Source organism: Pseudogemmobacter lacusdianii (assembly GCF_030848395.1).
Taxonomy (GTDB): Bacteria; Pseudomonadota; Alphaproteobacteria; order Rhodobacterales; family Rhodobacteraceae; genus Pseudogemmobacter; species Pseudogemmobacter lacusdianii.
Genome location: NZ_JAVDBT010000026.1, coordinates 1 through 21,942, shown reverse-complemented (window position 1 = coordinate 21,942; position 21,942 = coordinate 1). Strand labels below are relative to the sequence as shown.

The 21,942-nt window shown below is 62.6% G+C and carries 21 protein-coding genes, 1 tRNA gene and 2 pseudogenes; 4 read left to right on the top strand and 20 right to left on the bottom strand.

The genetic code is table 11. The annotated features are described in order from the left end of the window. Positions 1-325: 325 nt before the first annotated feature. On the bottom strand, positions 326-2,005 hold the full coding sequence (locus Q9295_RS17530) for an amidohydrolase (protein WP_306681881.1): 1,680 nt from the start codon (positions 2,003-2,005) through the stop codon (positions 326-328). 71 nt (positions 2,006-2,076) lie between these two features. Further along, positions 2,077-3,045: an agmatinase gene (locus Q9295_RS17525; protein WP_306681880.1), complete on the bottom strand. Its 969-nt coding sequence runs from the start codon at positions 3,043-3,045 to the stop codon at positions 2,077-2,079. Between the two features lie 212 nt (positions 3,046-3,257). On the opposite strand from Q9295_RS17525, the gene Q9295_RS17520 reads away from it, so the two are divergent. Next, a complete protein-coding gene (locus Q9295_RS17520; RefSeq protein WP_306681879.1) occupies positions 3,258-3,644 on the top strand; it encodes a bactofilin family protein in 387 nt (128 codons plus the stop codon). Positions 3,645-3,720: 76 nt separating this feature from the next. On the opposite strand, the gene Q9295_RS17515 is transcribed toward Q9295_RS17520, so the two are convergent. From Q9295_RS17515 to Q9295_RS17490, 6 genes are all read right to left on the bottom strand, one after another. Beyond that, positions 3,721-4,143: a PaaI family thioesterase gene (locus Q9295_RS17515; RefSeq protein ID WP_373457482.1), complete on the bottom strand. Its 423-nt coding sequence runs from the start codon at positions 4,141-4,143 to the stop codon at positions 3,721-3,723. A 70-nt stretch (positions 4,144-4,213) separates the two neighbouring features. Next, the gene (locus tag Q9295_RS17510; protein ID WP_306681878.1) at positions 4,214-5,407 is read right to left on the bottom strand and encodes an MFS transporter; all 1,194 of its coding nucleotides are present in this window, start codon (positions 5,405-5,407) and stop codon (positions 4,214-4,216) included. After that, positions 5,404-6,894, bottom strand: a complete 1,491-nt coding sequence (locus tag Q9295_RS17505; protein ID WP_306681877.1) for a carboxypeptidase M32 — start codon at positions 6,892-6,894, stop codon at positions 5,404-5,406. The genes Q9295_RS17510 and Q9295_RS17505 overlap by 4 nt, the downstream gene beginning before the upstream one ends. After that, positions 6,891-8,096 carry a heme A synthase gene (ctaA, locus tag Q9295_RS17500; RefSeq protein ID WP_306681876.1) on the bottom strand — a complete coding sequence of 402 codons (1,206 nt, stop codon included), beginning with the start codon at positions 8,094-8,096 and terminating at the stop codon, positions 6,891-6,893. Before ctaA ends, Q9295_RS17505 begins: the two co-directional genes overlap by 4 nt. 144 nt (positions 8,097-8,240) lie before the next feature. Then, the gene (locus Q9295_RS17495) at positions 8,241-9,479 is read right to left on the bottom strand and encodes a lytic murein transglycosylase (protein ID WP_306681875.1); all 1,239 of its coding nucleotides are present in this window, start codon (positions 9,477-9,479) and stop codon (positions 8,241-8,243) included. Positions 9,480-9,583: 104 nt separating this feature from the next. After that, positions 9,584-10,324: an RNA methyltransferase gene (locus Q9295_RS17490; RefSeq protein ID WP_306681874.1), complete on the bottom strand. Its 741-nt coding sequence runs from the start codon at positions 10,322-10,324 to the stop codon at positions 9,584-9,586. Between the two features lie 149 nt (positions 10,325-10,473). On the opposite strand from Q9295_RS17490, the gene Q9295_RS17485 reads away from it, so the two are divergent. Beyond that, positions 10,474-11,094 carry a thiamine phosphate synthase gene (locus tag Q9295_RS17485; RefSeq protein WP_306681886.1) on the top strand — a complete coding sequence of 207 codons (621 nt, stop codon included), beginning with the start codon at positions 10,474-10,476 and terminating at the stop codon, positions 11,092-11,094. Between the two features lie 62 nt (positions 11,095-11,156). Here Q9295_RS17485 and olsA read toward each other — a convergent pair whose 3' ends face one another. The 3 genes from olsA to Q9295_RS17470 form a co-directional block, all read right to left on the bottom strand. Further along, positions 11,157-12,005: a lyso-ornithine lipid O-acyltransferase gene (gene olsA, locus Q9295_RS17480; RefSeq protein ID WP_373457481.1), complete on the bottom strand. Its 849-nt coding sequence runs from the start codon at positions 12,003-12,005 to the stop codon at positions 11,157-11,159. After that, positions 12,002-12,784, bottom strand: coding sequence for an L-ornithine N(alpha)-acyltransferase (gene olsB, locus Q9295_RS17475; protein WP_306681873.1), 783 nt, complete (start codon positions 12,782-12,784; stop codon positions 12,002-12,004). Before olsB ends, olsA begins: the two co-directional genes overlap by 4 nt. Positions 12,785-13,017: 233 nt before the next feature. Continuing rightward, the gene (locus tag Q9295_RS17470) at positions 13,018-13,167 is read right to left on the bottom strand and encodes a DUF3553 domain-containing protein (RefSeq protein ID WP_306681872.1); all 150 of its coding nucleotides are present in this window, start codon (positions 13,165-13,167) and stop codon (positions 13,018-13,020) included. A 52-nt stretch (positions 13,168-13,219) separates the two neighbouring features. Here Q9295_RS17470 and Q9295_RS17465 point away from each other — a divergent pair, with 52 nt between their 5' ends. After that, complete coding sequence (locus tag Q9295_RS17465) at positions 13,220-13,819, top strand: histidine phosphotransferase family protein (protein ID WP_306681871.1); 600 nt, start codon at positions 13,220-13,222, stop codon at positions 13,817-13,819. 13 nt (positions 13,820-13,832) lie between these two features. Here the strand turns inward: Q9295_RS17465 and Q9295_RS17460 are convergent, their stop codons facing one another. The 8 genes and pseudogenes from Q9295_RS17460 to Q9295_RS17425 all read right to left on the bottom strand — a co-directional run bounded on the left by Q9295_RS17460 (position 13,833) and on the right by Q9295_RS17425 (position 20,693). Continuing rightward, the gene (locus Q9295_RS17460) at positions 13,833-15,092 is read right to left on the bottom strand and encodes a glutamate-5-semialdehyde dehydrogenase (RefSeq protein ID WP_306681870.1); all 1,260 of its coding nucleotides are present in this window, start codon (positions 15,090-15,092) and stop codon (positions 13,833-13,835) included. 83 nt (positions 15,093-15,175) lie between these two features. After that, positions 15,176-16,321 carry a glutamate 5-kinase gene (proB, locus tag Q9295_RS17455; protein WP_306681883.1) on the bottom strand — a complete coding sequence of 382 codons (1,146 nt, stop codon included), beginning with the start codon at positions 16,319-16,321 and terminating at the stop codon, positions 15,176-15,178. Between the two features lie 5 nt (positions 16,322-16,326). Further along, the gene (obgE, locus tag Q9295_RS17450; RefSeq protein WP_306681869.1) at positions 16,327-17,349 is read right to left on the bottom strand and encodes a GTPase ObgE; all 1,023 of its coding nucleotides are present in this window, start codon (positions 17,347-17,349) and stop codon (positions 16,327-16,329) included. Positions 17,350-17,401: 52 nt separating this feature from the next. Continuing rightward, the gene (locus Q9295_RS17445) at positions 17,402-17,974 is read right to left on the bottom strand and encodes a GNAT family N-acetyltransferase (RefSeq protein WP_306681868.1); all 573 of its coding nucleotides are present in this window, start codon (positions 17,972-17,974) and stop codon (positions 17,402-17,404) included. A 4-nt stretch (positions 17,975-17,978) separates the two neighbouring features. Next, on the bottom strand, positions 17,979-18,548 hold the full coding sequence (locus tag Q9295_RS17440; protein ID WP_306681882.1) for a GNAT family N-acetyltransferase: 570 nt from the start codon (positions 18,546-18,548) through the stop codon (positions 17,979-17,981). A 141-nt stretch (positions 18,549-18,689) separates the two neighbouring features. After that, positions 18,690-18,959 carry a 50S ribosomal protein L27 gene (rpmA, locus tag Q9295_RS17435; protein ID WP_306681867.1) on the bottom strand — a complete coding sequence of 90 codons (270 nt, stop codon included), beginning with the start codon at positions 18,957-18,959 and terminating at the stop codon, positions 18,690-18,692. 84 nt (positions 18,960-19,043) lie between these two features. Further along, positions 19,044-19,415, bottom strand: a pseudogene (rplU, locus tag Q9295_RS17430) (50S ribosomal protein L21); the annotation flags it as partial. Between the two features lie 369 nt (positions 19,416-19,784). Then, a complete protein-coding gene (locus Q9295_RS17425) occupies positions 19,785-20,693 on the bottom strand; it encodes a DUF2059 domain-containing protein (RefSeq protein ID WP_306681866.1) in 909 nt (302 codons plus the stop codon). 472 nt (positions 20,694-21,165) lie between these two features. Here Q9295_RS17425 and Q9295_RS17420 point away from each other — a divergent pair. Next, a tRNA-Ser gene (locus tag Q9295_RS17420) sits at positions 21,166-21,255 on the top strand. Between the two features lie 391 nt (positions 21,256-21,646). Here the strand turns inward: Q9295_RS17420 and Q9295_RS17415 are convergent. After that, positions 21,647-21,942: pseudogene (locus tag Q9295_RS17415) on the bottom strand (integrase core domain-containing protein); the annotation flags it as partial.

Here is a 21,942-nt window from a genome sequence, read left to right as displayed (position 1 = left end):
ACAAAAACCACAGGGACACCAATCTCTTGGCGCTGCCTGCAACCTCGCATCCAGAATTTCGTAACGCAGCAATCTTTCAACCGCCGCTCCTTCCGCCTCCCTGCAACCTTCCGCTTTCGCTTCCGATCACCGTTCCGCTTCGGTGAGGCGGTATCTAGGCCCCACAGACGACAGCCGCAAGAGGGAAAAACGCCAAAGAATGGAAAATCCCCGTCGGTTCCCGCAAAAGCCCAATAAAACTTGGGGGAAGCGGCGCAAAGATTCTTCGCCCCCTGCGCCGCTGATCCTCTGTTCCGGGCCGCCTTACCCAAAAATGTGGATAAGTTTAAGCGAATCCGGGCGTTTGGTGGGTGATCCGCCCGCCCGCGATGGTCAGAGCGATTCCCAGATCGGCGATTCTGCCTGCCTCGGCAGCCTCGATATCGCCATCGATCAGCACAAGGTCGGCCGCCAAGCCCACGGTAAGCTTGCCCGTCAGCTGCTCCCAATGCGCGGCATAGGCTCCACCGGCCGTGTAGGCGGCCAAAACCGCCAGCAGGTCGATCTTTTGATCCTCGGCGCCCGCATAGGTTGGCCGGGTCAGCGCCGCCTGAATGCCGCGCATCACCGAGACATCGGTCACCGGCCAGTCGCTGGCAAAAGCCAAGGGCGCGCCTGCCTCTTGCAACTCACGACAGAGATAAGCGTCGCGCCAGCGGTGGCGGGCGATAACGGTGTCCATCGTCCCCATCGGGAAATCCATCGCCCCCGGCGCATGCGGCGGCTGCACCGAGGCGGTGATCGCCAAAGCGCCCAATCTTGGCACATCGGCGCGGTCAATAAGCTCGATATGCTCAATCCTGTGGCGGCTGTCGCGCGGCCCGTTGCGTTTTGCTGCCGCTTCATAGCCATCGATAGTCTGGCGCACAGCGCCATCGCCAATGGCATGGACGGCGATCTGCAAACCGCGCCGGTCGGCCTCGGCGCAGATATCGTTGAAGAAGCCAGGCGCAAAGAGCGGTGCGCCGGTTTCCTCAACACCGGGGTAAGGCTGCAGCATATAGGCGGTGCGGCTGTCCACCACCCCGTCCATGAACATCTTCACAAAGCCCGAGCTGACCCATTCCGAGTGGAACTCAGCCTGCATCGCACTGGCGCGCTCCAGCTCGGTCAAATCCATATGCGGCTTCATATGGAAGGGCACCTTGACGCGGGCGGTCAGCCGACCTTCGTCAGCCAGCTCTTGCAAGAGCACGCAAGTGTAACGGTTGCCGTCCATATTCACCATCGAGGTGATGCCATGTTTGGCGCAATGCGCGAGCCCCGCCGCGATCTTATCCTTATCAATCGCGCGCTGCGCGGCCGAAGGCCAAGGCGAGGGCTCCTCGCCCGTGGCGATCCCCAGCTGCAAATGCGCCTCGCCCCCCAGCTCCAAGATCGGGCCAAAGGCTTCGAACTCGCGCAGCTCGCCAGTGGCGGTGCCATCCTCGCCCATCACCACCACATGGCCTGCTGGCATCTCGGCGCCATGCAAAAGCCCCGCCACCCGCAAAGCGGCGGTATTGGCCCAAACCGTGTGATGGTCGGGCGACATCATCGCGATCGGCCGGTCAGCGATGATCCGGTCCAGATCTTGCCGTGTCACCGGGGCGCCGATCACCTCATAAGCCGCCCCTTGCGCCATCACCAAGGCGAGATCCGGCCGCGCGGCGGCATAGTCCACGAAAGCAGCTTTCAGGGCTTCAAACCCCATAACCCCGCCCAGCTGCAATTGCGTCAGCTCATTGCCGCCCAAAACCAGATGGAGATGACTTTCCACAAAGCCCGGCAAAAGGCTGCGCCCGCCGGCATCAATCACCTTGGTCTGCGGCCCGGCCAGTGCCATAACCTTAGCCGCAGAGCCGACCGCCAAGATCCGCCCCCCCGCCAAGGCAACCGCCTCGGCGCGGGGTTGCGCCGGATCCATCGTCAGAACCCTTGCCCCGGTCACAATCATCTCCGCGAAAGTCGTCTCAACCCTATTCATTTTCTGTCCTTAAATATCCCGGGGGTCCGGGGGCTGGCCCCCGGCCGCTTCCATCTTAGCGCGGCTAGCCTTCAGCGCGCGCGCACCACAGCTTCGGCCATCGAGCACAGCATCTCGAACATCAGGCTTACCCCAAGCCAGGCCGTGCCGCCCGAAGGGTCAAAGGGCGGTGAGACCTCAACAAGGTCCGCCCCCACGATGTCCAAACCACGCAAGCCCCGCGCCACTTCCAAAGCCTGCCAGCTTGACGGCCCACCCACCTCGGGCGTCCCGGTTCCCGGCGCAAAGGTCGGGTCGACGAAATCGATGTCATAGGTGACATAGGTCGGGCCCGAGCCGACGATCTCGCGCACCTCCCCCATCACATCAGCCGCGCCCCGCGCGTGGAACTCTTCCACCGGGATAATGCGGATGCCATTGGCCGCGGCAAAGTCCCAATCCTCGCGCCCGTAAGCCGTGCCGCGAATGCCCACGAGAACATAGCGCTTGGGGTCCAAAAGCCCGTCTTCCATCGCGCGACGGAAGGGCGTGCCATGGGTGTATTTGGCATTGCCAAAGTAAACGTCGTTCAGATCGGTGTGGCTGTCGAATTGCACCATCCCCACCGGCCGAGATTTTGCCACCGCCCGCAAGATCGGCAGGGTACAGAGGTGATCGCCTCCGCCCGTCAGCGGCCGAATGCCCGCAGCGATCACCCGGTCATAAAACGCCTCCATCCGCGCAAGGCTGTCCATCAGATCACCGGGGTTGGGCGCGACATCGCCCAGATCGGCGCAGTTCACCAGCTCAAATGGTGCCACCCAACTCTGCCCATTCACGGCCCGGATCATCGTCGAGAGATCGCGCAGCTGGCGCGGCCCATGCCGAGGTCCGGGGCGGTTGGTGGTGCCGCCATCCCAAGGCGCGCCAATCAGCCCAACCTCAACCTCGGCCAGCCGCGTATCCTCAAGCCCGACATGGGGCAGGCGCATAAAGGTAGGCACGCCGGCGAATCGCGGCAAATCCAATCCCGAGATTGGCGTGAAAAACCCATTCGTCATTTTTATTATCCCCCCTTAGGCAGAGCCGCCCCAGCACAAAGCGCGCAAGGACGAGTCACCTTGCATCCAACCATTGCCAAAGCCTTCTGTCAGGCCCTTTTCTGCCAAGTGACGCCCGCAAATCCGCCGGTTATCGCCGGCTGCGCCCCCTGCCCCTTGACCCTTGCCAAGGGTTTGCCTTTATCGAAGCAACCCAGCCAGGATGGACCCAGATGTTTTCGAAGACCGCCGATGCCACCGCCGCCCCCAATTCCAGCACCTCGGCCCGTCCCCGCGCGCCCGGCAATGCGGCGCTGTCGATCCTTGCCAATGACCTGAAAATCACCGGCGAGATCTCTTCGACCGGCGCGGTTGAGGTTTATGGCGAGATTGACGGCAATATCGCCGCCGAAACCCTGACCATCGGCACCGAGGGCCGGGTCACTGGCGCGCTGCACGCCCGCACGGTCGAGGTGAAGGGGCAGGTCGAGGGCAAGATCACCTGCGACAGCTTTACCATGCGCGCCACCGCGCAGGTCTCGGCGGATGTGAGCTATGCCAAAGTCGTCATCGAAAGCGGCGCTTTGATCGACGGGCGTTTTGCCAAGGTCGGCGGCTAAGCCGCTGCCCCAGCCCTAACCCCTGCCCCAGTCTTGACCAATGCCCCAGTCTTGACCAAAGCCGCTGGGGCGATAGTCAAGTGCGCGGCGGGATGGAATAGGTCAGGCTCGCCCGCGCCACCGGCTCTGTCCCGCCTTCGGAAAAGACCATCACATCGCCCACGGCCAGCCTGCGGCCTAACTTCAAAAGCCGCGCCTCGGCCAGAAGATCGCGCCCAGCCTCGGGCTTGCGCAGGAAGTCCACCGAACAATTGGTGGTGACGGCCAGCGCCACCGGCCCGATCCGCGCCAAGATCGCCAGATACATTGCCACATCCGCCAAAGCGAAGATCGACGGTCCGCTGACGGTGCCACCGGGGCGCAGATGCTGATCGCCCACCCGCAGCCGCAGAGAAAGCCCCGCAGCATCCGAGCGCTCAAGGCGGAAGTCCTGCGCCACTTGGGCGAAATCCCTCAGCAGGAAGGCAGAGAGCGCGGCTTCGTCCATCATCAACTGCAAGGGCATCTCCTGTCATCTGGCAGCAGACTGACGGCCCCCGGACTTTGCCGCAAGACCAAAGCATCAAGCCTTAGATCCCGCGCCGCGCGAGCCAGACCCCGGCCAAAAGTGCAAGGCCGGTCATCGCCAGGCAGCTGCCATAGACAAAGCTTGTTCCGCCAAGTTGCAGTAGCAATGCCCCCGCTGCCGGAGCCGCCGCCGAGCCCAAAAGCGCCGGCACCGAGACTGCACCCGAGATGGCACCAAAGCCCGTGCGGCCCAAGACCTCGACCGTCAGCAGCGGCCGCAAGATCGACAAAAGCCCCATCGCCGCGCCATGCAATAGCGCAAAGCCCAAGATGAGATACACCGAAAGCCCTGCGCTCCAGAGCAGAGCCACGGCCAGCACCGCCGACACCAGTGAGGCCAAAGTCGCGCGCATGGTCGAGATCCGCGCGCCTGCCAACATCAGGCCCAAGCGCCCCACCACCTGCGCCGGACCGATGAAGGCCGCAGCCCCCGCCGCCAAAACCGCCGAAGCGCCACGATCTGCGAAAAGCTCAAGCACATAGGTCAGCAAGATGCCGTGGTTAAGCCAGATCAGCCCCATGATCCCTGCGATTGCCCAGAACTCCGGCCGCTTCAGCGCTGCCGCCAAGGCCCCGGGCTGGTCAGGGGCTGCGGACAGGCCCGCCGCGCGCGCCCGGCGGCGCAGCCGGATGACGGCCACCAAGTTCAGCGGCACCGCCGTGGCCAAAACCAGCCCGGCAAAGACCCAAAGTGCAGCCTGTCCGCCCATCGCTTGGCCCAAGATATGGCCAAGCGGAAAGGTCACCGTGCCCGAAAATCCCGCGATAAGCGTCACTTGCGTGATTGCTGACCGCGCGCCCGTCCCCAAGCGACGGGTCAGGAAGGAAAAGCAGGTCTCATAAAGACAGCCCGCTTGCGCCACACCGATCAGCGCCCAAGCGGCGATCCATTCGGCTGGGCTGCGGGCCAATGCCAAAAAGCATAGGCCCAAAGCTGCGAGAACCGGCGCGCCCACCAGCAACTCGCCGCCAAAGCCGCGATCGACCAGACGCCCGGAAAGCATGGTCAAGCCAGCCATCAGCAAAAAGCCGACCGAAGGGCCCGCCGCCAAGCTGGCCTTGCTCCAGCCGGTCTCGGCTTCAAGGAAGGGCAAAACGGCGGGAAAGCTGTAGTAACTTCCGGCGTAGAGGATCAGTTGACCAAGGGCGAGGAGCCAAACGGAAAGGCTGTCACGCCCAAGGTCTGCGGTGGTCACAATGCGTAGATCTCGCTGAATTTCGTTTCAAGATGGTCGAGCAAGGGCGCCGCCGTGGGGGCTTTGCCGATAGCTTGGGTGATCAGATCGCGCGGCGTGTAAAGCGCCCCGTGGCGCTGCACCTTTTCGCGCAGCCAATCGGTGGCGCTGGTCAATTTGCCCGAGGCCAGATCGCGGTCGAGATCGGGCAGATCATGCCGCAGCGCCTGATGCAGGCAGCCTGCGTAAAGATTGCCCAAGGAATAGGTCGGGAAATAGCCAAAAAGCCCCACCGACCAATGCACATCTTGCAGCATCCCGTGGCTCGGCCTGTCGACCGCAACCCCGAAATCGGCCTTGAAACGGTCGTTCCACGCCGCCTCAAGATCGCCAACCTGCAAATCGCCCGAGATCAAAGCGCGTTCCAGATCAAAGCGCATCATGATGTGCAGGTTATATTGCACCTCGTCAGATTCAGTGCGGATATAGCCCGGCTGCACCCGGTTCACGGTGCCATAAAACGCCTCGGCCGAAGCGATGCCGAACTCGCCAAAGCGCTCGCGCATCTGGGTGTAAAGCCAGCCCGTGAAGGCGCGGCTGCGGCCAAGTTGGTTCTCGTAGATCCGGCTTTGGCTTTCATGCACGCCCATCGACACGCCCTTGCCAATCGGCGTCAGCAGATAATCGGGATCGACATTCTGCTCATAGCAAGCATGGCCGACCTCGTGGATGGTCGAATAAAAGCAGTTGAACGGATCGGCTTCCGCCACACGCGTGGTGATGCGCACATCATTGCCAGACCCGGACGAGAACGGATGCACCGCAATGTCCATCCGGCCCCGGCTCCAATCATAGCCGAAGGTGGTTGCCAGATCGCGTGCAAGCCGCATCTGGCTGTCGGCTGAGTAAGCGCCGCTCAGCGCTTGCGGCGGGTTCGCTGCACCCATGATCTTGTCGCGCAAAGCCACAAGGCGCGGCCGCATCTCGCCAAACATCGCGGCGATATCGGCGCCGGTCATGCCCGGCTCGTAATCATCGACCATGGCGTCATAAAGATCGCCGCCTTGCGCCAAAGCGCTGGCCTCTTCGCGCTTCAGGCGCACGACCTCGGCCAAGGTGGGCAGGAAGGCGGCGACATCCTCGGCAGCGCGGGCTTGCGCCCAAGTGCCTTGGGCCACCGAGGTGGTGCGGGCGATCTCTTGCGCCAAAGCGCTTGGCACTTTGACGGCGCGGGCATGCGAGCGGTTAAGCTCACGCAGTTGCGCGGCACCGGCAGCGTCCGAAGCCTCGGCCGCGTCAAGCAGCGCGCCCAGTCGCGGATCGGAGAGGCGGGCATGCAGCACGCCCTCCATCGCCGCCATCTCATCGCCGCGCTGATCGGCCGAGCCGCGCGGCATCACCGTCTCTTGGTCCCAACCAAGACGGCCCATCACCTGACCCAAGGCCACGGTCTGGCGCGCCTCGGCCATCAACTCGGCAAAGGCGGTTGCGGATTTTACAACGCTCATTGGGTGCCCTCCCGGACCGAGCCCGCCACCGGATATTGCGCCAGATGGCGCGCCCGCAAGATCAGCACGAAAAGCAGCATCGCGCCCAGTTGGTGGGTGATCGCGACATGGATATGCGCCTCAAGCAGCACGGTGAAGACGCCCAAAGCCATCTGCGCCACCATCATCGCCATGACCATATGATAGGCAAAGCGTGTCGTCCCATGCGGCGAGCGGCGGCCGCGCAGCCAAACCACCACGCCGAAGGCCATCAAGAGATAGCCCGACATGCGGTGGATGAATTGCACCAGACCCGCATTCTCAAGGAAAGCCCAATACCACGGCAGAACGGTCAGCTGACCATCCGCGCCAGTGACCGGGACATAGAAGGGATCGGGCGGCAGGAAGCTGTCGCCCATCAAGGGCCAAGTCGGGAAGGCGCGGCCCGCGTCGATCCCCGCCACCAAAGCGCCGAGCACGATTTGCAGCATGGTGAAATGCATAAGGCCTGTGGTCATGCTGAAGAGCTTGGCCTCACGCCCGCGCCGTGCGGTCATCAGTGCCGCCTCGCTGCGGCCCAGTGCCAAGACGTACCAAGCCAGGAAGCCAAGGATGGCGAAAGCCAGCCCGAGGTGGGTGGCAAGGCGGTAGGAGACCACATCGACCCGCACGCCTTGCAGCCCGGAATGCACCATCCACCAGCCGACAGCGCCTTGCAGCCCGCCCAATGCCCCCAAGAGCAACAGCCGTCCGGTCCAGCCGTTGGGGATCTCTTTGCGCAGGTAGAACCACAGGAAACCAACCGCCCAAACCAGACCGACAAAGCGGCCAAGGAAGCGGTGCGCCCATTCCCACCAATAGATCGGCTTGAACTCTTCAAGCGTCATCATGCGGTTCTGGATCTGGAATTCCGGGAAGTTCTTATACTTTTCGAACTCGATCAGCCAAGCTGCTTCATTCAGAGGCGGTAAGGCGCCAGTGACAAGGTTCCATTCGGTGATCGAGAGCCCTGAGTCCGTCAGACGGGTCATCCCGCCGATCAGAATCATCGCCGCGACCAGCACGAAAAGAAGCACCATCCACAGCCGGATCGCCGCGCGCGCGCCCTTGGGGCTGGCATCGATCAACCCTTTGGAGCTGGCCGGAGTTTTACCCTTGCCCGCCCCTGTGCCGCTGGGTCCGCTTTGGCCCACCTCTTCGAATATGCTGCGCTTGCCGGCCATGTGTCTTGCCCTTCTTCCAACGCGGCGGAGACTATGCCCCTGCCCTGCCCCCTTCAAGGCCCCGCCCGGTGCGGCGGGGGGTGAAAGGCGTGGAAATCCCGGCTTTGCGCCGTGGCCGAACGCCGCGGTTCGGCTTACGGGGCCTTAGCTGCGCAAAATCCGCAGAAGATCGGCGCTTGGCACGCCGGTGACGGCAAGGCCTCGGCTGGCTTGGAAGCGCTCGATCGCGGCTTTCGACTTGGCGCCGATCACGCCGTCACTGCCCTCGGTGTCAAAGCCACGCGCGGTCAAAAGCCGTTGCAGCTCTTGCCGGTCGGCCTTGGTCAGGCCATTGGCATCGGGGCCGAAGGCCGCCGCCAAGGGGCCAGCACCTGCCAAGCGGTCACTGAGATGCCCGACGCCCAAGGCGTAATTTTCGGCATTGTTGTAGCGCAGGATCGCGTTGAAGTTCTGGGTGAGCAGGAAAGCAGGCCCGCCAATGCCACCCGGTGCCAAGATGGATCCCGGCACCAACCCGCGCCCCGAGACCGCGCGCACGCCCAAGGTCTGCCATTCCGCTGCCGATTTGCCCTTGCCGCGCCCCAGAAGGCCGGGGTTGAAGCCAGAGGGCAAGGACACCTCCATCCCCCAAGGCAGCGACCGGTTCCAGCCGCTGCGCGACAGGTAAGCGGCGGTCGAGGCCAAGGAATCCGTCGGATCATCCGACCAGATATCAGCGCGCCCGTCGCCGGTGTAATCCACCGCATATTCCAAATATGAGGTCGGGATGAATTGGGTATGGCCCATCGCCCCCGCCCAAGAGCCGACCATCTGCCCCGGCGTGGTATCGCCGCGCTGCAAGATCTTGAGCGCCGCGGTCAGCTGGCTTTCAAAGAAAGCGCCGCGCCGGCCCTCATAGGCCAAGGTCGACAGGGCCGAGATCACCGGCACATTGCCGCGACGGGTGCCAAAGAAGCTCTCCAGCCCCCAAACGGCGGCAATGATCTGCGCATCCACCCCGTAGCGGCTTTCCAAGGCGTTCAGCACACCGCGATAGGCACCAAACTGCTGGCGCCCCATCGACACCCGTTCATCCGAGGCGGCGATGTTGAGATAATCCTCGGTCGAGCGTTTAAACTCGGTCTGGTTGCGATCTTTCTCGATCACATCGGGCAGGAAACCTGCGCCCCGGAAAGCGGTGTTGATCACCCCGGGCGCGATGCCGCGCGCGGCAGCGCGGGTTTTATACCCTTCGACCCAAGCGTCCCAACCGGCATTCGGCACAGGGCGCGGCGGCGGCGTCTGACCCGAGGGGCCACGCGGGGCCGAGCCGCGCCCCGAGGGCACACAAGCGGCGGTCAAAGCCGCCAAGGAAAGCAACGAGAAAGCGCGCCGATTGAACATACTGCCTGCCTTTGTTCTGATTGCCGGCAGGGTAGCTCAAGCGGCAAGCAGCGCAAAGGGGGCAGCTTTACCCTAAGGGATTTTCGCCCAAAGGGGCGTCGGGACTATTCGTCGCCCTGCTGGCGCAGCTTATAGGCAATCTGGCGCAACATGCCGTGGAAGGTCTGTACCTCAGAGCGGGTCAGGCCCAAACGGCTCCACATATTGCGCAGGTTCAGCTTCATCGAAGGGGCTTTGTCCAGCGGATAGAAGAAGCCCGCCGCGCCGAGCTTTTCCTCATAATGATCGCCCAAGGCCTGCACCTCGGATTTCGAGGCCATGTCTTTGCCTGCCAACTCCATCACCGAGGCCGGCACCTCGCTGCCTTGGCGGCCCCATTCATAGGCGACGAGCAGCACGGCTTGGGCGAGATTCAACGAGAAGAACTCGGGGTTCACCGGAACGGTGATGATCGCATTGGCATGAACGATATCGTCATTCTCCAGCCCAGCACGTTCAGGCCCGAACAGGATGCCGATCTTTTTGCCTTCCGCCGCCATCGCTCGCGCCATCGCCATCGCGCGCTCGGGCGTCACGACCTCGCTCACCAACTCACGCCCGCGCGCGGTGGTGGCAAAGACATAGTCGCAATCCGCCACGGCCGAGGCCACATCGGGGAAAAGCCCCGCATGGTCCAAGACCCGCCCTGCGCCCGAGGCCATGGCCACCGCTTTGGGGTTGGGCCAGCCGTCGCGCGGCGCAACGATGCGCATCCGATCAAGTGTGAAGTTCAGCATGGCGCGGGCAGCACCGCCGATGTTTTCGCCCATTTGCGGGCGCACGAGGATGATGGCGGGCTGGATCACGGGGATTGTGGCCTGATATTTGGAGTTGGCGCGGCATACGACAGCGGGGCCGCAAGGGCAAGTTTGCCGCTTGGTCACGGCCCCCTCCCCCCGTAGCCAAAGGATGCAAAGGCTGATACTTGGGACCGAACTGGACGCCCGAGGATGCCATGGCCGAGATTGAACGCCCGCAGATCACCCTGATCACCCCGCCGACCTTCGATTGGGAAACCTTCCCCGACACGCTGAGCCGCGTGCTCGACACGGTGGAGATCGCCTGCCTGCGCCTGCCGCTTGCGGGCAGCGATGAGCATGATCTGGCGCGGATGGCCGATGCCGCCCGCCAAGTCTCGCATGCGCGCGACGTGGCGGTGGTGATCGAGACCCATTTGGGTCTGGCGCAGCGGCTGGGTCTGGACGGCGTGCATCTGGTGGACGGCAGCCGCTCGGTTCGGGCCGCGCGCAAGGAGCTTGGCGCCGATGCGATCGTGGGCGCCTATTGCGGCACCACCCGGCATGAGGGCATCACCGCAGGCGAGGCCGGGGCCGATTACGCCGCCTTTGGCCCGATTGGCGCCACCGGCTTGGGCGACGGCCAGTTGGTTGGCCGCGATCTATTCGAATGGTGGTCCGAGATGATCGAAGTGCCGATCATCGCCGAGGGCGGCTTGACGGTGGAGCTGGTGGAAGCTTTCGCCCCGGTCACCGATTTCTTCGGCATCGGCGCCGAGATTTGGCGCGAGGAAGACCCCGCTGCCGCGCTGAAACGGCTGATCGCCCCCTTGGGCTAAGCCATCCCGAGATTCAAAAAGGCCCGCTCGTGCAGCGGGCCTTTTTCATTGATCTCTCAGGCTTAGTGCTGCGCTAGGCGGTGATTGGTGCGGATCACCCGCTCGCAATATTGCGCCAAGGATTTGCGGTCCTCAAACCCATCCACCGGCACTTCAGGATGGAAGGTGATCTCAACCGTGCCATGTTTGGGTGCCGTCAGCATCTTCCACAGATGCCCCGCGAAATCCATCTCGCCCCACCAGCCGTAAAACCGCGGATCCTGTCCCTCGGGCGCGTGATAGACCACAGTGACCGGCTGGATATAAAGCACCCGGTCGAGCCCATGCGTAAAGAACGCCTGAAAAAGCGAGGACTTAAAGGGCAGCACCCGGATCGCATCGGTGCTGGTGCCCTCGGGGAAGAACAAGAGCCGATGCCCCTGCCGCAAGCGGCTTTCCAGCAGGTCTTGCTGCAACTTTGCCTCAACACCCCGGCGGCGGATGAAGACCGTGCCGGTGGCTTGTGCCAGCCAGCCAATCCCCGGCCAGCCCGAAACCTCGGCCTTGGCGACGAAATAGACCAGATCCGAGGCATTAAGCGTGAAGATGTCGATCCAGGACGAGTGGTTGGCCACGACCGCGCCCTTTTGCGCCATAGGCTTGCCGCGGATCACCCGGCGCAAGCCAAGGATGGCGCAATTGGCGCGGCAGACAAAGCGGGTGATATGGGGCGTGATCGGGCGCTCGGCGCCGAACAAGGGCCGCTCGATCAGCCGCAAAACCAGCAGCACCGCCAGGCCGAGATAGGTGACAAGCGCCATCGCGAGGCCGCGCAAAATCCCCCGCAGCCAGCCCAAGGGACCGGCGCGATAGGCCGGAGCGGGGGCGTTTTGCCAATCGACTTTGGTCACGCGCGGATCTTCGATGCTCAAGGCTGGCCCTTCTTGCGGATGTAGAAATCGCGGTGACGCGCCGACATTCGGCCGGTGTCCATCACCAGACAAACATCAGTCGTGTTAAATTCGCGGTCAACCCAAGCGCCATCGCCGACAAAGCCGCCCAGTCGCAGATAAGCCTTGATCAGCGCCGGCATCGCCGCCATCGCCGAGGCGCGCTCTAGCCGATCCGCCGGGATCTGCGCCAGATCGACCCGCTCGGGTGGCAAGGCCCGCACCCGCATATCGGGCGGCGCGAGATGGTGGTGTCCAAGCCAAGACAAAGGCTCGGCCAAGGCTTGCACGTCAGTACCGTGGAAGGAAGCAACGCCGAACATCACCTCAATCTCGCGCTCCAGCACATATTCCGCCAAGCCGTTCCAGAGATGAAACATTGAAGTTCCGCCGCGATGCGCGGCATCAACGCAAGAGCGGCCCAGCTCCAAAAGCTTGCGACCGGATTGGCGCAAAGGCCCAAGGTCATACTCGGTTTCCGAGTAGAACCGCCCGTCAGCCCCCAGCCGATCGCTGGGCAAAAGCCGGTAAGCGCCCACCACATGATCCATGCTTTCAGGATCGATCCGGTTGTCGATCAAAATCAGGTGGTCAGTGATCGCGTCAAAAGCATCGCTTTCAATCTGCGCCGCGTGATCCACCATCGGACCTTCAGCACCGAGCTCGGTCACAAAAACCCGGTAGCGCAGCCGCTGAGCTGCATGAAGATCGGCCGCATCCGCAGCCAAGCGCAGGCTATAGGGAGTGTCTTCGGCACGCATATGCTTTGATAGGCCCTAAGTTCAAACTTTGTTGGACCAGACCCTGGGCCCAGCCGGCGCATCTCGCCATCAGACCTAACGCTCGCCCCGCGCCATTGCAACCGCAGCGGATCATCGACCAAACCGCTGTCGTCTGCGCGTCATATTGAGAAGCGGGCTGCTGCGCTGGCGCCTGTTGCATGCGCTCTTCAATCTAGGATTGCATTCATAAGAACTTCATCCACTATAGGGTGTCAAAGATCAAACACTGGCTGGAGGGTGACATGACGCAAGTCAATCACGACCTTGCCTGCATGTTCGAAATTCACCGTCGCCCGGGCTCCAATCACCGATTGCACCTGCCCCAGCCCCCAATCCGGCTCTTCGGGGTGACGTACCATCATTCCCGGCTCCAAAAACGAACGCACGCATCCTCCATCGGCACGAGGCCCTCACATGTATGATAAGCCCGACCTTGCAGCCCTGATCGGCTCGCGTATTTGCCATGACCTTATCAGCCCGATCGGTGCCATCGGCAACGGGGTTGAGTTGATGATGATGGATGGCGCTGCCCCCACGCCAGAGCTGGCGCTGATCGTCGAAAGCGTGGCCAGCGCCAATGCGCGCATCCGATTTTTCCGACTGGCTTACGGGGCGGCCAGCGCCGATCAACGCATCGCGCGGGGCGAGGCTGCGGGGATCGTCGCCGATATGACACGCGGCGGGCGGCTGCAGGTTGAATGGTTCGGTGAAAGCGATCTGGCGCGGGGCGAGGTGAAGCTGGCGTTCTTGCTTTTGCAATGTCTTGAGACCGCCATGCCATATGGCGGCAAGCTCAAGATCGACAAAAGCGAAAACGGTTGGGCGATGCAGGCCGAGGCTCCCCGGCTTAAGATCGACCCCGAGCTTTGGGAGCTGCTGACTGGGCCAGTCGCACCTTCGGCCGAGATCGCGGCGGGGCAAGTTCACTTCCCACTCGCCGCCGCACAATTGCAAATCTTGGGCCGCAAATTGCAGCCCGAGATCAGTGAGCATAGCGTCAGTCTAAGCTTCTGACACCTGCGGCGCTTTATGTGCGCACCGTGCCATTGCCGGTGACAAGATACTTGAAGCTGCACAATTGCTCAGCCCCTACCGGCCCGCGCGCATGCATCTTACCGGTGGCAATGCCGATCTCGGCCCCCATGCCAAACTCACCGCCATCGGCGAATTGGGTCGAAGCGTTGCGCAGCAAAATGGCAGAATCGAGCTCATTGAAGAAGCGTTCGGCGGTTTCGTCCTTTTCAGTCAGGATCGCTTCGGTGTGCTGACTGCCATATTTGCGTATATGGGCAATGGCTTGATCGACACCGTCGACCAGCTTCGCCGCAATGATCATATCCAAGAACTCACGGCCGAAATCATCGGGGGCGGCGCGCTTGGTGCCTTTGATCTTCAAAAGCTCGCCCTCGGTGCGGACCTCGACCCCGGCGGCGATCAGATCTTCGATCAGCACCGCGCCATGTTTGGTGTAGAACTGCCAATCGATCAGCAGGCATTCTGCCGAGCCGCAAATCCCGGTGCGCCGGGTTTTGGAGTTCAGCACCACAGCGCGGGCCTTTTCCAGATCGGCATCGCGGTCGGCATAGACGTGGCAGATGCCTTCGAGATGCGCGAAAACCGGCACGCGCGCCTCTTTTTGCACGAGGCCCACGAGGCCCTTACCGCCGCGCGGCACGATGACGTCGATATGCGCCACCGCTTGCAGCATCGCCGTCACCATCTCGCGGTCGCGAGTCGGGATCAGTTGGATCGCGGCTTCCGGCAAGCCAGCGGCCTTTAGGCCTTCGACCATGCAGGAATGAATGACTTCCGAGGTCTCAAAACTTTCCGAGCCGCCGCGCAGGATGACGGCATTGCCCGATTTCAGCGCCAAAGCGCCCGCATCAGCGGTGACATTGGGGCGCGATTCATAGATCACCCCGATCACGCCGATCGGCGTGGAGACGCGCTTGATGTGCAGACCATTGGGGCGGTCCCATTCGGCGAGAACCCGGCCGACGGGATCTTTGGATTCCGCGATCATCCGCAACGAATCCACGATGCCGCGCAGGCGATGGTCATCCAAACGGAGACGGTCGAGCATCGCGGCTGAAAGGCCTTTGGCCTCGCCGGCCGCGCAATCCATCGAATTGGCGTCAAAGATCTCTTGCCGCCGGGTCCAAATCGCATCCGCCGCGGAAAGGAGGGCCGCATTCTTGCGCTCGGCCCCGGCGCAAGCCAGTTCCAAAGCGGCGGCGCGGGCCTTGCGGCCAATCTCGTCCATCAAAGTGGTAAATTGACCGTCCATGCGCTTTCCCCTTCAGCCCAGAGACTTGGCCCTTGAAGGCTCTGCCCCGATTTTCTCAAAGATGTCAGGCGCATCACGCCCGATCAGATCACCATATCGTCGCGGTGCACCAAAGCGGCGCGACCCGAATAGCCTAAAATTGCTTCAATCTCGCCCGAGCGATGCCCGGCTATCTGCTTGGCCTCAGCGCTGGTATAGCGGCAAAGGCCCTTGGCCAGCACCACGCCCTCGGGCGACAGGATCGCCACCGGCTCGCCGCGCCCAAAATTGCCCGAGACTTTGGTCACGCCCGCGGGCAGAAGGCTTTTGCCCGCCTTCAAAGCGGCAACAGCGCCTGCGTCCAAGACCAACTCGCCCTTGGGCTTCATCGCATTGATCCAGCGCTTGCGCGCCAGCTGCGGATCGGCGGCGGGCACGAACCATGTCCGTGCCGCGCCGTCGATCAGCGCCTTCAACGGGCGCAAGGCCGAGCCTTCCATGATCGCCATAGCACAACCGCCCGCGACGGCGGTTTTGGCAGCCAGAAGCTTGGTCTTCATCCCGCCTTTGGAGAGGCCCGAAATCGCATCGCCCGCCATCGCCTCAATCTCGGGCGTGATGGTCGCCACCACGTCAAATCGCGTGGCCGAGGGGTCTTCCTTTGGATTGGCCGAGTAGAACCCATCCACATCCGACAAAAGGATCAGCTGATCCGCCCCCGCCGTCACCGCGATTTGCGCGGCCAGCCGGTCGTTGTCGCCAAAACGGATCTCATCCGTGGCCACGGTGTCGTTCTCATTGACGATCGGCACCACGCCAAGGCCCAGCAAAGTCTCCATCGTCGCGCGGCTGTTCAGGTAGCGGCGACGATCCTCTGTATCTTCCAGCGTCACCAAGACCTGCGCGGTGGTGATGCCATGCGGGGCCAGCACCTCTTCATAAGCGCGCGCCAGACGGATCTGCCCCACCGCCGCCGCCGCTTGGGATTGCTCAAGCGTCAGCACGCCATCGGGCAGGCCCAGAACCTTGCGCCCCAAAGCGATGGAACCCGAGGAGACCAGCACCACATCGGCACCGCGCAGCTTGGCTTCCACCACATCCAAGGCCAAAGCCGAAAGCCAGCCCTGCCGGAGCCCGCTTTTGCGGTCCACCAGCAATGCCGAGCCAATCTTAATCACCAGCCGCCGTGCGGCCCGCAGATCGGGGGCCGCAACAGCCCCCGCAGCTCCGGGCCCTTCAGCCCCGACCAAAGCGCTTAAGGTTGCCAAGGACCGCGCTCCTCTTCGGGCTCCTCACCTTGGATCGTGCCATAGATCGCCCGCAGCACATCTGGCAGGCCCTTACCTGCCACGCCCGAGATCACATGCACCGGCCCGCCGCTGGCCTTTTCCAAAGCGCGACGCCGGTCCGAGATCTGCTTGGGGTCCATCGCATCAACCTTGTTCAAGGCGACGATCCGGGGTTTGTCGCCCAAGATGTCCGAATAAGCCTCAAGCTCGGTCACGATGGTTTTGTAGTCTTTGGTGATAGTCGAAGAGGTGCCATCGATCAGGTGCAGCAAGACCTTGCAGCGCTCAACGTGCGCCAAGAACTGCGTGCCAAGGCCGCGCCCTTCGGACGCGCCTTCGATCAGGCCGGGAATATCGGCCATGACGAATTCATGCCCGTCGATGCCCACGACGCCAAGGTTCGGCACCAAAGTGGTAAAGGGGTAGTCGGCGATCTTGGGCCGCGCATTCGACACCGCCGCAAGGAAGGTCGATTTGCCAGCATTCGGCAGGCCCACCAGACCCGCATCGGCGATCAGCTTCAAGCGCAGCCAGATGGTGCGCTCAACGCCCTCTTGGCCGGGATTGGCCCGCGCCGGGGCGCGGTTGGTCGAGGATTTAAACCGCAGGTTGCCCCAGCCGCCATTGCCACCTTCGGCAAGGCAAACGCGCTGACCGACCTCGGTCAGGTCCGCGAGAACGGTGACCTCATCCTCGTCCAAAATCTCGGTGCCCAAAGGCACTTTCATCACGATATCATCGCCGGTGCGGCCGGTCTTTTGGCTGCCCATGCCGGGCTGGCCGGATTTGGCAAAGAAATGCTGCTGGTAGCGGTAATCGATCAGCGTGTTCAGCCCCTCGACCGCCTCCACCCAGACCGAGCCGCCATGGCCGCCATCGCCGCCATCGGGCCCGCCGAATTCGATGAATTTCTCGCGCCGGAACGAGACGCAGCCCGCCCCGCCGCCGCCCGAGCGGATGTAGACTTTGGCAAGGTCGAGAAATTTCATCGGTCAGGCTTTCACTGGGATGGAAGGGCGATACAGGATTGAGGCCGCAGGCTCAAGCAGGGCCTTGATTATAGGCCGCAGGATGGGCCGCAAAGCGAGACGTAGGGGCAGCAAGGCACTGCCGCAGCCAGGTGTCACGGTCCAGCCGCTGCCGCAGAAGCGCGCGCGGCTGACCAAGGGCACTGCACATCTCATTCACCACCGATGTGGTGCGAAAGCCCAAAGCCCGGTGCACCGCAGCCGAAGCACGGTTGTCGGCAAAATAGCCCGACTCAACCGATTTTTCGTGACCATCCGCGAAATGCGCCTCGAGGACGGCACGCGCGGCCTCGGTCGCATAGCCCTGACCCTGCCGCTCGGGCGCGATCCAAAAGCCAAGCCGGGGCGCCAATGAGATCAGCCCAGCCGGGCCCTCGGCCGCCTCGATCATCCAATGCAAGCCAGGGCTGGCGATCTGCGCAAAGCGGTCGAAATCGGCGCGCCCATAGGGATGCGGCACAACCGAGAGATAGCGGCTGACCATAAGCCGCCCGACAGAAGCGATCACAAAGTTAGAATCGTCGGCCCTCAGTGGACGCAGCTCCAGCCGCGCCGTCCGAAGGACCGCGCGGTGGAGCATATCCATAGCATCAGTCCAATTTACGAATGTAAGTCCAAGTTGGCACGCTGGCATTGCGCGCGACAGAAAACGCCTCAGCATCGCCAAGGTAGGTAAAACCATTGTTAACCAAGACCCGAGCCGAGCCCGGATTGTCTTGGAAGACTTCGGCAAAATAGGTGCGGTCGCCCAAAGGATTGGCCGCAAGCAAGGCCCGCACCGCTTCCGAAGCGATGCCGGTGTTCCAAAACGCCGGCGCAACCCAATAGGCCACTTCCGACTGACCACCCTGCCCCGCCTTAACCTCCATCGGCTTCAACGAGATCACGCCCAAAAGCTCGGACAGGCCCGTCATTGAGCCATCCAAAACCCAGACGGAACCGGGGCGCTCATGCGTCATCGCGCGGGTGACATAGGCCTCGGCGGCACCCGGAGGAAAAGGATGCGGGATGTTCTGCGTGGCCTCGGCCACCCGACGATCGCCGGCATGATGCGAGATCAATCCCGCGTCCGAAGCACGCACAGACCGCAACACAAAGCGGCCAGCAGCGATCTGCCCCTCAGTCGCGGCGACACCAGCAGTCATCTCATCAAGCACCATGCCTTCCTCCTCGAAGCGCATGCGGGGGCAAGTCCCCGGTTGTCACTCCCGCCCATCGCACGGAAGGGCGAGAATGAGGAAGGGGACCGGCCTTTGCAGCCGATCCCCCCGATACATGTCAACTGTAACGGTTTTTCCGGCTTACTCTGCAGCCTCTGCCACCGGCAGAACCGAGATATAAGTGCGACCCTTGAGACCTTTTTTGAAGGTCACTTTGCCTTCTGCGGTTGCGAACAGGGTATGGTCAGTGCCCATGCCCACGTTCAGACCCGCAAAGAAGGTGGTGCCGCGCTGACGCACGATGATGTTGCCCGGAATAGCAGCTTGGCCACCATAGAGCTTGACGCCGAGACGGCGACCAGCGCTGTCACGACCGTTGCGGGATGAACCGCCGGCTTTCTTGTGTGCCATGAGGTATTACTCCTTCGCTTCAGCGGCCTTGCGGGCGCGCTTCGGTTTCTCGGCAGCAGCCTCGGCAGGCTTGGCAGCGCCCGGCGCTTCATGCGCAGCCACACGGGCCGCAGCAGTGCCGACAGCAGCTTTGACGCCCGAGGCATCAGCGCCAGCTTCCAGAACCTCGGTGATCCGAACCAGCGTCAGGTGCTGACGGTGGCCACGGGTCCGTTGGCTCGAGTGCTTCCGGCGACGCTTGTGGAACGAGATGGTTTTCTCGCCCTTGATTTGGTCGATCACTTCGGCTTGCACCGCAGCGCCGGCCACAACCGGAGCACCGATGGTCGCGCCGACCACCAGAATTTCGTTGAACTGGATTTTTTCACCAGCAACAGCGTCAAGCTTCTCAACGCGCAGAACGTCACCCGCCTGCACTTTGTACTGCTTGCCACCGGTCTTAAGGACCGCAAACATGGGTCTATCCTTCCATATTCCGCGTCCTGCGGCCCCTTGGCGCAATCTGGAGATCCAGATCTTACCGCGGTGTTCGGGGGGCGAAAGGCCCTGCCTTCGGACTGCGATGTCAAAACGAGATCTGGCCTAGGATTCGCACCCCAAGGCCAGATCGCTGGCTTATGCGGGCCGAACCCCAGAATGTCAAGCGCAGCAGCCCTTCCAAGCCCCCCCCCGCCCTCTTTCAGAACCTGCAATATCCCCGCCGAAGGCCGCGCTTGCCGGTTGCGCCGGCACGGCGCAGAGGCAAGCTCATAACTTTGCGCCGCAAGGCGCACCTTTGCTTTCACCGCAATGGCCGCACGCAAAGCCCGCGCAGGCTCGCGCCCCTCAGATATCGCTGCCCGCCAAAACCTCAGCCGCCGCCCGTCCCATCGCAAAGGCAACATGCCGTGCTACCGCATCATAGCCAGCAAAAAGCGCCGCATTCAGCCGCTGCCCCGCATCCGAACGGCTAAACGCGATATAGGACTTCAAATCCTCGTCAGACAAAGGCTGATAGGCCAGCGCCAGATAGGGCACCAACCAGCCCGCCGTCTCAGCCCTAATGCTGCCTTCTTGCGCCCAAACCTCGGCCAGCATCCGCTCGGCATCGGCACCTGAGCTGCCACTGCCCTCAGCCATGCCTTGGTAAAACGCAAGGTTGGACGAAAGCGCCGCCGCAACATTGGCCTCGATCAGATCGCCCGCCTCGATCAGATCGCGCAGCAGCCGCAACTTGGGGTCGCGGTCGGTCTTCATCCGCTCGGCCTCAACCTGCGCCGCCTCTTCCACCGCCACATCCATGAGCGCGCGGCGCGCCTCAAGCTCTAGCCGCAAAATCTCCTGCCCCCGCGCCGTGTCGAAGAACGCCTCCGCCGCCGCTACAGTCGCAGGATCCTCCGCCAGCGCAGCCGCAAAGGCCGCTTGGAAGATCGCCATATTCGCGACGGGATCGTAGATGGCACGCACCTGCGCCTGCCAGCTTGGCCCATCGCGTCCGGGAAACATCTGCTCAGCGAGCGCGGCACCATAGTCCTCGCCCTCATCTCGCATAAGCTCAAGACCGTCGCTCAAAAGCAAAAGCTGCGCCAACTGCACCAACCGCTCTGCCGCGACAGGCGGAGGCGTGGCGGCACCAGACGGCTCAGCACTTTCGTCGGCAGCAGAGCCCCCCAACGAAGACGAGGAAGATTCGTCAGAAGACTGCACCTCCAAAGCCGCCCCATCGGCCCCCCCATCCGCCGTAGCCTCGGCCAATGCTGCCCCGCCTATAAACAAGGCAGTGACCAAGGTCAGTAAGCCCCGCCCGCCCCCATGCAGTAGCGCTAAAGTCCTTGCAGAACGATTGCTCGCAAGCATGGCTACAATGGGAAGGGACATCTACGGACCTTACGAAGAAAGCGACTGGACCGAAGCTAAGCACTAGCACCGAACTTGCCAAGCGGCCCGCGGTCGTCTCCAGGCACATCCTTTCACCGCAGCTCAGGTGCGGAGTGCAACACTAACCCCTATAACCAGCCCTTGCGCCGACCATGCTGCAATAAGCCCCCCCTGCCGAGATCACTCTTTTCCAACAAGACCCATCAACCAAGGCTCTGCAATAGCGCTTAAACTAGGATAACTTACGCTCTGAACAGCCCTGACAGAAAAAAGATATCAAAGCGGCGCCAATGGGCTTGCGCTTCGTTCAAGCTCCCGTTACATGCGCCACTCAGACGACCCCTGACGCGGAGAGGTGGCGGAGTGGTCGATCGCGCCGGTCTCGAAAACCGGAGTACCTGCAAGGGTACCGTGGGTTCGAATCCCACCCTCTCCGCCACTTAGCTCGCTGTGAAAATATATAGTATTTTCAAGCGCTTAACGCCGAGACAAACACCCCATCACCACACGCGATCACCACACGCTCGCTCAAGACAAGCACGGGATCTCCTAACGACGTTGAACTGCCATTCCGACGCGGGCGTCTACCGCCCCTTCCCGGACCATTTAGGCCATTTCTTTGCACTCGGTCACTAGGTCAATAACGCCCCTGAATGTGTATCTGTCGGCGCATCACTGCTTTACCGCCCCGACGAAGGCGAACGGCAGCACATTATTTGCGATGCGTCGCAAGCCCGTGCCAGTTCCGGACGCCCGCCCCTGTTTTCGCCCCTGTTTTTTTCGAAATTCATGGTGCACACCGAATGACCTGCCCCCCGGTCGTCCGTCGCTCATAACGAGAGTCCTTGGGGTTGATAGTGGTCGGTTTCGGGTCGGGCAAGCGCGCCGAGCGCGGAGCCATCAGATTGCCCAAGCGCTCGGCGCGCTTCCACTGTGGGCTTGTTGCCCAGCGAGGAATGCGGCCTGACGTGGTTGTAGTCGTAGCGCCACAGGGCCAGCTTGCGGCGGGCTTCGGCTAGGCTGTCGAATATCTCCTCGTTGAGGCATTCGTCCCGCAGGCTGCCGTTGAAGCTCTCGATGTAGCCATTCTGCTACGGTTTGCCCGGATCGATGTAATACCATTCGA